Below are 9166 nucleotides of genomic sequence, written 5' to 3'. Positions count from 1 at the left end.
AAATAAATTGAGCCAGTCTTGCACTTCTCTTCGTTGGTGTCGCTGCATGGGTATTCTCCTTAGCAAAAAAAGAACACCATGCCGTAGCTAATTTATGAATTGAATGTGGGGATTACCGGACGGACACCGTCCGCTTCACGTAAGGTTCGGCCCGATGTCGAATACTGACGGACACCAAGAGACAAGGAGCGGACATTCAGGATTAAAGGCTTTGAGCTTACGAATGGTGCCAATTTCAGGCATTTAATTTGGAGTTGATGCGGTCTATTCCATTCTGTATGAACTAAACCGTTCACTAAACTGGCCTAATCTTCTTTGTATAGACTCTAATCTCACTCCCTTGAATCTTGACCTTGCCCACACAATCAGCTTCCTGAAGCGCTTCTACAAGCCGATTGTTCACTTCAGTATATGGGATCGAAGGCTGCTTTCCGTAGTTTCCAAGAGTGCTAATTGCAGATGGGAATAGCTCTATAGCCTTCATAACAGTTTTCTTACTCCAACGCTTCACGACTCTAATGAGAAGCTCTTTCGCTTCATCTTCGGCCCAATTCTCAAGAAACTTTTTGAATAGTCCAATACCAACGTCCTGATCTTTTACGACTACCATCAAACGCTGTATCACTTCCATTGACAAGCGAGAATCATCAACCTTCAGATAATAAGGTGATACAAGATTAGATAACTCAGCACTCGTACCTAGTATTTCAACATTCAATATGCCACTCAGCTCTATCTTAAAACCTTCTGGTAGTTCTTGATCTTGGAATAACTCAAGCGCAACATCATGCTGAATTGCGCCGGCATAGATATCGATTTCTTTTTGAAATTTTGAATAGTGTTGCTTGATCAGCGCAACCCGAAGCTCAGGATTGTCCTCGGTCTGTTCATAGATTTCTTGGTTAAATGACAATAGGCCCCGCACGACCAACAGCAATTTCTTGCTGTTGGATACTATCGGAAAACCTCTCAATGTCTTATTTAAACCAAGATTCAGTCTTTCATAAATATTGTCTGGAACTTCGTCCAAGTTATAGATGAACCGTTTAAAATTACTTATCTGCTCATCACTTCCTTCGACTCTAAACTTATCATTTCGCAGTGCTTGACTGGCTTTGTCCTCATTTATAAATGCCACTACAAGAGCATTGTCTACCTGCTGTGACATAAAGCATTGGAATATCGTACTCCACGTAGGAGCAACCTTATTTTCTTGCAGAAGATGTTGCCAAAGCTCTTCTCTAACCTTGTCGAGGCTCCTGAAAATGTGATTTTGATGGGAGATTACCCTTCTTTTCAAATCAGGGGATAGCGATTGATCCTGAATGATCATGCTGACCACCCAATCAGGCTCTTCTCGGTTTTGCTCATTACACAGCATCACCCTTTCTAGATATTCCGCTAAATTATCATTCACATAAGAAGTGACGTTCTCATCACACTCAGTGAGTAAGTAATACGTATGCGAATACATCTCGCTGGTATTTTTCGCACTTAAACCGAGCACTACGTGTATGTTTGACATATTGATTTTGAAAAGAAGATGGGCATGTATAAAACTTAATAGACTGGGATTTTCTGAAATCGATGTCAGATCTGAGACTTTGATACCAATGATGTTAAGCACATCGTAACTATATGTACCCGGAGCCGATACGCTGCTGTTGGCATAAATTGCTGCAAGGTTTTCTCCAAGATATCGCCTTAATTCATCTACCCCTTCATGATGCTCTATCAGATACATATCTGCACAATCCAATATTATAGCTATGTGCTGATCAGTATTGCTACCATTAATAACAGCATCAAAATACTCGGTCCATGTTTCGAGTAATGCGTTGCACAATTCTTTTAATCGTTTGCCTTTACTAAAATAAAGCGAAAAGAAGTCCTGAGTTTCATTCGAATTAAATGAATTTTTGACATAATTAAGCGCTAAATATTGCCCATCTTTTTCCGATTCTGACGAATTCAATAAATAGTCAAACAAATACACATTTAATACATAATTACTTGAAAAGTCGCTATTTTTCAGGCGTACACATACTTCTTTTGGGTGATCAATGACTAGATCCGGTTTTGCCGCATCACGTGATTTCATTATGGTATTGAATAGCCTGTCATTAGCACTCCATCCGTCTCTTTCACGGAAGATTGCAATATATAGTGCATAATCTTCATTTAGATAGCCACTTAAGATAAGGAAACGAAACAATCTAATGGGTGCGACATCAGAGATATCTTTGCCTTGATCCTGATAGCTATGAAAAAAAACCTTCAGCTTAGAAGTAAATTGATCCATTGACTTTGGTGATTCGCGTAGGAAATCGGCTAATTTAAGTTGTTCTAACTCTTGAATACGCTCCTTAATATCAGCAATCTCACTGTTGATCGTAGCCTTGGCTTTGTATGATTTTTTCCCTACCAACTTGACTCTTTCATTTAATGATAAATTAGGATCTATTTTCTTCTCTATTTCTGCAAATGACTTTCCACTACTAAATGTGCCATGGTTGCTAGTCTGTGCAAAACCAATGTTTCTTTGTCCTAAAAGTGGTTCGATATCTTTAAAGGTGTTCATTCTCGAAAATGGATAAAAATGATCATTCACTTTCACCCCCAAAACGGGATTTGGTGAGTGTTTTATCAACTCTCCAACGTAAGAGTTTACTAACTCAGATTCAGATCTTGCACGCTCGTTATCTACGTCTTCAATTAATTTTTTTAATTTTGATAGCTCCGCCTTAAAATCTGATTTTCTACATTCCAAAAGCGCCTTTTTATAATTTACCAAATCATAAAAAACACCTTCAGAGTCGTGTAGCGCTTCAAAATCTTTCCCGAATACATTTTTATAAATCATGAGTGCCAGTAGAAATGTAGGATCAATATTCTTATCGTTAATCTCCTGAACGTAGATGACAAACTCATTAAAAATATTATGTATTAGACGCGCATCATTTAAAAAATCAGACACGTCTCGTAGAAAATCTTGATTTAGAGGCCGCTTAAGTTCTGGTAATGACTTGCAGCGTTGGGTTATGACGTCTAGAGAGTTTGCTGTACCGATCACAGGAACAACAGGGATGATAAAATCAAAAAACTTGGTTCTCTGCCGCTCATTAAATGTGGAGTCTTTTAACGCATATAAAAACTGCACATGTCTGCCGTTACCGACACTGTGACACTTGTTAATTAGGGTATTGAGTTCACGCAACTTTATGAATATATCGGGCGAGTCAAAACGATCAAGGTCTTCAAAGATGACTAAGTTATACTCGGTCTGCTCAAAGAAATAGAGTATCTCATCCACATGTTTATTGAGAATGGATGCTGAATCCACATCTTTTTCTACCTCAATATTTTTTAGAGATATCTTTTTGAACGTTGCACCGAATGCACTCAAGTAAAAATGTTTAATCAACCACCAACTGCTAAAAATGAATGCCGTGACAAAAAAGAACAGCGCATAAAATGCACCACTCCACAGTGGTATTGAAAATATTTGTTTACTGTACTGAAAAAGGATCAACGCACCAATGATCCACAGCGTCATGGCCGTTGCGTTAATAATAGGTTTCTTGGGCGTTTTTATCCGCTTAAAACGAGAATATGGTAAGGCATCAGAAGGAGCACTGTAGATCATTTGCTGCAAAATACTGAGCTCAATTTCAGCTCCAGAGGGTTGCTCATTTTCAAAAGAAGCCAGTGAAATCTCTAGCAATTTCACATCATCAGGACAGTTTTCTTTATATCCCTTTATTACACTACTTTTCCCCGAACCGTATGGCCCCGTAAGAGCAATGTTGTAGATATCTCTATCCTTAATGCCAAAATTTAACGCCGACTGATAAATGCAACCATCTTTACTACGTGATACGGGCGCTAGATCAACAAACCATTCGTGCTTTTTTTTATTCTGGTCCATGAAATCCCTTAACTAATATTTCCAAAAAATAGTCATCCTAGGGTGGATTGAAATACTCCCACTGAAAATTGTGGCTGACTAAAAGATTTAATATAGCTGGTCTAGTCCACTGATTGTACTAGTACACTGACTAACCTACATTTTTTTCTTTTTAAAAGAATAACAACAAATAAGGCAAGGTTGCAGATAAAAATTAAAGCCCTACTATTCTTACCAATTTGTGGCAAAGCGACAAACTCCCCCTTCCAGTGACTACCACTTCGCTGATTGCAGAAGTTGGCTTTTAGTAACGCCAGTGTCCGCTATACGTACACAAGGGCTGCACAGGCAGCCCCTTACAGCCTAAACTTCTATAGATTCCGATATTTCCAAAGCGTCGTCCACCTCAATGCCTAAGTAGCGAACAGTGCTCTCTAACTTTTTATGGCCCAGCAAGAGTTGAACTACCCGGAGATTTTTAGTCTTCTTGTAAATCAGATAAGGCTTGGTTCTGCGCATTGAATGGGTGCTGTAGAGAGATGTATCTAGACCAAGTTTTTCAATCCATCCGTGAAAAATGCGGTTATATTGTCTAGTTGATATGTGCTCAGCGCTATGTATACGGGACTTAAAAAGATAATCAGAGGGTTTTAATCCAGCTTTCTTTACCCAAGCCAATATCGATTCTCCCGTGTTTGGTGTTATCTCAAATTGGACAGGACTACCTGTTTTTTGCTGAACGACATGCGTGCGCCTAAGAGCTGAGCGTCCGCAAACGACATCGGAGCCCTTGAGTTTAACAAGGTCACAACCTCGTAGTTTGCTATCAAGACCAAGGTTGAACAGTGCTAGATCACGAGTCCGTCCTTCAAGCTCTAAGCGAATCCGGATACCCCATATATGTGATATCTGAAGAGGCTTTTTCTGACCGATAATACGATTTTTGTTCCAAGGTGTATGGATTTTAATTGCCATGATTTGTCTCCTATTTAATAGGAAACATAATTATGGCAGTCCGGCCAAAGTTTATGGTTTGAATAATGGTACTGACAGATTTTTTTACCGGGAATTCAGCATTGCTCAACCATCAGACTGAGAAGCTATATGATTTCTTATATACTGTGCTTTCTTTACCCTACTTGCGCAGGTATGGCCAAAGTAAACTGCATGAAATTTTAACTATTTTGATTTTGTTCAGAAATATACTGAGCATAAAGAAGGTCAGCAAAATCCGCTTCACCAATTTTGCCCACAACCAAATCTCTGATGGCATCTGCGAATAATTCGTTATCAGCAATTAATTCATAATCATTGAGAGATAACTATTCCAAAGCTACAGCGAGACCAGTCCGTTTGTTTGCATCAGGAAGCGAATGAGAAAGTGCAATAGAGGAAGCATACTTTGCTGCTATTTCGAAAACATCATTCAAGCCTAAATAAACAATAGCATTATCAATCCTGCCTAGCGCCCCCTGAAGCTTATTGATATCAGCGGCCCCCTTCATACCAGGCTCGTTTTCGAGAATGTAGGCGTTAATCTCTATAACGCGCTCGAAGGGGAAAAAAATAAGCTCCATTACATGTAAGCGAGTTTTTCGAACGTACGCTTGTGTGTTCTTAGCACTAGCTTAGTTTCGGATTTCACGATCTGTTGCCCAAACTCACCAGAGAGGTCAAGTTTCTTTCTTGCTGGAACTTTGGGGCGTTGAACAGCTTTAACACCGTAAACTTCAATTTTTGTATTCATAAATACCTCTCATAACTAGGTCGATAGTATACACCTGATTTTAGGAGAAACATATTAAGCCAAGACTATTGGTATCATATGCACACATACCAAGCTAAATTGCCTCTTCAGGCAACAAAAGACAATAACCGGACGTTGATGCAAGGAATTTTTCCAACTCAAAGGACTGTAGACTATCAACTAAATCATCTGCACACTGAGATACCAGTCCCTAGTGAGGGCGCCATTGCTAGCAACTCACTTTCGTACCTATAAACGTTCCCGTCCACAGCAGACATTACTGTTTCAACTCGTTGAGCGATACTACCCTAAATTTAAAAAAATGCAGTAACATCAAGCTAAATCATTGCCATGTGATGTCGAAAAGAAATTCATCAAGCAAGGGCGTCAAAGTCAATAAGGGTTTCCCACTCAGATGTATTTGTGCTGAAGCTCGCCAGCGATACTCTGCGCCAAAGACCCCGAACATTAGTATCGCCTGTTTCAATCCACTGTTTGGCGCTAAAACACCAGTATGCGAACGCGCTTGTGTTAGTGTTATATCCCGAGTAAAGCATACTACTAAGATGAATATTTCACTTTATTCATACTTTAGGAATTAATCATGTACAAAACCTTTTACTACCTGATGTCTCGTTTATTAAATATACTATGTCTTTCATTGTTGGCATTCAGTGCATACGCTGAATACCCCGTGGTTACAGCAGATAAGGAACTCATGGTTCCCGTTGAAGGCGGGAACGTTTATGTCAGGCTTAACGGCGTCACACACACAGATTCCATTCCAGTGGTGTTTATTCACGGAGGTCCTGGCGGTACACACAATGGCTTTGTAGGCATGACTGAACTGGCAGACGAGCGCATTGTAATCATGTATGACCAACTCGACAGCGGAAAATCAGACCATCCAAACGACCCAATAAACTGGCGTGTTGAACGTTTTGTTGAATCATTGGATGCTATTCGCAAGCATTTAAAAGTTGAGAGATGGCATCTGGTGGGACATAGCTGGGGCTCAGCCATTGCCTTGGAGTACACAGCAAAATATCCACAGCACACAGTATCGACTGTGCTTGGCGGCACATTTATTTCTACGCCACACTGGATCATGGATGCTAACTTGTTGGTAAAAGCAGCCCCTCAAAAAATACAAGACACCCTTAAAGAATGTGAATCATCTCAACCTCCGGAAGCACCAGTATGCAATGCTGCATATATCAAGTTGTATTCTGCTTATTACACGCCAGTTAAGCCCAATGAAGCGATTATCTCTTATGAAGAAAACGTTGGGGGGAATGGATTCAACCCGGTGATTTACAATGCCATGTGGGGGCCAAGTGAATTTTTGTCTACGGGTGTATTGAAGCACTACGACGCCACCCATTTGCTAACCAATATTGACCCTGCTAGAACGTTGTTTATGATTGGTCAGTACGATTCAGCACGCATTGATACCGTTCAAGATTATCTCGCGTTAGCGCCCGGCGCCGAACTGGCCGTGGTGCCGGGTGGGGCACATGGTTTTTACGACGACAGACCTATAGTGACACTGGCGTTGTTGCGCAGTTGGTTAAGGCGCAAGGATGCAAATTAATGTGGTTTATATCTTTGGTTGAACCTTAATTACAGCATCTTGAATGTGCAGGGTAGGAAAACTAGCTACCCTAAACTTCTACAACAAGCTTTTCGTTTAACTTTCTAATTATGAGCGCTCCATGCGCCCAAGGGCAGGCCAACGATACATACAGACAAGGAGCAGTCGCTTAGGTTTTAAAAACCCTAGTGCTGCTTTGTGCCATAACCGGACATAGGAACATCAATCCTTGAACTGGCGCTTTGGGCAGACAACGGACGTTACTTCTGAACACGATATTTTGCAGGAATTAGTGTTCTAACCCAATTTATTGACTGGCAAGTCCCATTCAAAAACGCACATTCAGCCAGTCGTAGGATAGGTTTATTTTTGTCACAATTGCCTGTATCAAGTTCAAGGAAGAATCCACTGGATTACATTGGTAAGCTATTGTTGTGTCAGATTTCTTTGCACAGCACAATTATTAAATTAAAAAAATTGTACATTTCAGTGATTTACGATTAGGCATAAAATTTGCTCCGGTGCAGTATGAGTGAAACCTTTTTTGCATCGTTTGGGAATAGAAGTAATGTTAAATAAAATAAAAAAATCTGTGTATGCGTTAACTGTTATTGCGTTGAGCGCTAGTTTTAGTGTCAACGCAAATTTAATTTCTTTCGGAAATACAATCGTTAATAATCCTGAGAACTTCGAGGGTTTCGACAGATCAGGAGCAACCTCTATTGCTGTTACTGATGAATTTAGTTCTAATGGAATTACTTTTAATGCAATAAGCGGAAACAGAGGTCCTACCGCAAATATTAACGGCTCATGCAATGTGGGTGGATTAACAGGTTCTGCTTGGTTAATGATTGGTGTTTTCCCATCTTGCAGTGTAGACAACGAGGTCAATATCGTAGATATGATATTCGACGCCACTGTCACTGAGCTAAGCTTCTTGTTCAGAACTAATAATGCCGCTAACTATCTATACGAGACGTTTCTCGGGCAAACTCAACAAGCTCAGTTGAATATTTCTCGGAATACCGTTGGTAGTGCAACTCAGTTCTTGTTTTCAGGTGAATTTGATCGTATCAGATTTACTGAATTAACTAACTCTACTTGGTTTTGGGTAGATGATGTTCGATGGAACGCAACGGCTGTTAAAGCTCCAGAAACTCTTCTATTATTTAGCCTAGGGTTGTGCGCCATCGTTAGTCTAAGACGGATGAAAGCTATTTGATACTCACTATGACAACTGTCCTTCTATCTAGCTTGGTATGTTGAAATGTCGAATTGTGGAAGTTTTGTATGACGTTTCTTCGTAGTGATATTTTAGGGCAGCTCTGTGTTGTGAGCGGTAAATTCTACCCGTGCAACTTTGAATAGCGTACAGCAGCAACTGCCGTGAACTTGCCCTACGCGTTAGCTAAAACGTATGTCCGGTTATCGCTCTTTGCTGTCCTTGGTTGTAACCGAGGCCGAGGGGCTGCTTTACGTACTTTTCGGACAAGTTGAAACGTAGAATAATGACAAAACTGATAAAACCCGTCTTAGGCTATAAAGTGCAAATCAATCATCATGATTCGCTTTATTTATTATAAATAGAGAACCTGCGACCAATATCAACATGGGTAGTAAAAACCACAATTCCTGCATAATAAACTCCTTGTTGAGAACTTCTCTCAGCATAGCTTAAAAAATTACCCGTAATCAAATTTTGATGCCAGTAATTACCTCTTAAAACCAGTAGCGGCCTGGCAGTAATAATTAAACGATACCAGTTTTAAAATACTACGTTCAGCCACGCCAATGGTTGAAAATCTCCACCTTGGTGCTACTCTGCGTGCTTTCGCAGAGATGGTTTGCAAAAACAAGCATGGTCGGTCTTTACCTTTCTCAGGTATTCTTACCCTAATAGCGCCGTTCTATTTGTGTT

Annotated in this window: 5 protein-coding genes; 2 read left to right on the top strand and 3 right to left on the bottom strand. The window is 40.2% G+C overall.

All coding sequences use genetic code 11. From position 1 onward, the window contains the following. Positions 1-295 precede the first annotated feature (295 nt). From GTQ48_RS13625 to GTQ48_RS17940, 3 genes are all read right to left on the bottom strand, one after another. Positions 296-3928: a YobI family P-loop NTPase gene (locus tag GTQ48_RS13625; RefSeq protein ID WP_163107156.1), complete on the bottom strand. Its 3633-nt coding sequence runs from the start codon at positions 3926-3928 to the stop codon at positions 296-298. A gap of 342 nt (positions 3929-4270) precedes the next feature. Next, the gene (locus tag GTQ48_RS13620; RefSeq protein WP_203565232.1) at positions 4271-4882 is read right to left on the bottom strand and encodes a tyrosine-type recombinase/integrase; all 612 of its coding nucleotides are present in this window, start codon (positions 4880-4882) and stop codon (positions 4271-4273) included. A 347-nt stretch (positions 4883-5229) separates the two neighbouring features. Further along, complete coding sequence (locus GTQ48_RS17940; protein ID WP_416359968.1) at positions 5230-5484, bottom strand: Fic family protein; 255 nt, start codon at positions 5482-5484, stop codon at positions 5230-5232. Positions 5485-6258: 774 nt separating this feature from the next. Between GTQ48_RS17940 and GTQ48_RS13605 the strand changes: the two genes are divergently transcribed. Continuing rightward, the gene (locus GTQ48_RS13605) at positions 6259-7248 is read left to right on the top strand and encodes a proline iminopeptidase-family hydrolase (protein WP_163107155.1); all 990 of its coding nucleotides are present in this window, start codon (positions 6259-6261) and stop codon (positions 7246-7248) included. A 568-nt stretch (positions 7249-7816) separates the two neighbouring features. After that, entirely contained in the window at positions 7817-8470 is a 654-nt protein-coding gene (locus tag GTQ48_RS13600; protein WP_163107154.1) for a hypothetical protein, read from the top strand. The last annotated feature ends 696 nt before the right edge of the window (positions 8471-9166 follow it).

The organism is Alteromonas genovensis, assembly GCF_010500895.1.
In the GTDB taxonomy this organism is placed as follows: domain Bacteria; phylum Pseudomonadota; class Gammaproteobacteria; order Enterobacterales; family Alteromonadaceae; genus Alteromonas; species Alteromonas genovensis.
Note: the sequence above shows the minus strand (reverse complement) of the source record. Positions and strands in the feature narration are given on the sequence as shown.

Coding starts and splice junctions, on each gene's coding strand:
- GTQ48_RS13625 (WP_163107156.1), bottom strand. CDS start 3,928: ATGGACCAGAATAAAAAAAAGCACGAATGGTTTGTTGATCTAGCGCCC.
- GTQ48_RS13620 (WP_203565232.1), bottom strand. CDS start 4,882: ATGGCAATTAAAATCCATACACCTTGGAACAAAAATCGTATTATCGGT.
- GTQ48_RS17940 (WP_416359968.1), bottom strand. CDS start 5,484: ATGGAGCTTATTTTTTTCCCCTTCGAGCGCGTTATAGAGATTAACGCC.
- GTQ48_RS13605 (WP_163107155.1), top strand. CDS start 6,259: ATGTACAAAACCTTTTACTACCTGATGTCTCGTTTATTAAATATACTA.
- GTQ48_RS13600 (WP_163107154.1), top strand. CDS start 7,817: ATGTTAAATAAAATAAAAAAATCTGTGTATGCGTTAACTGTTATTGCG.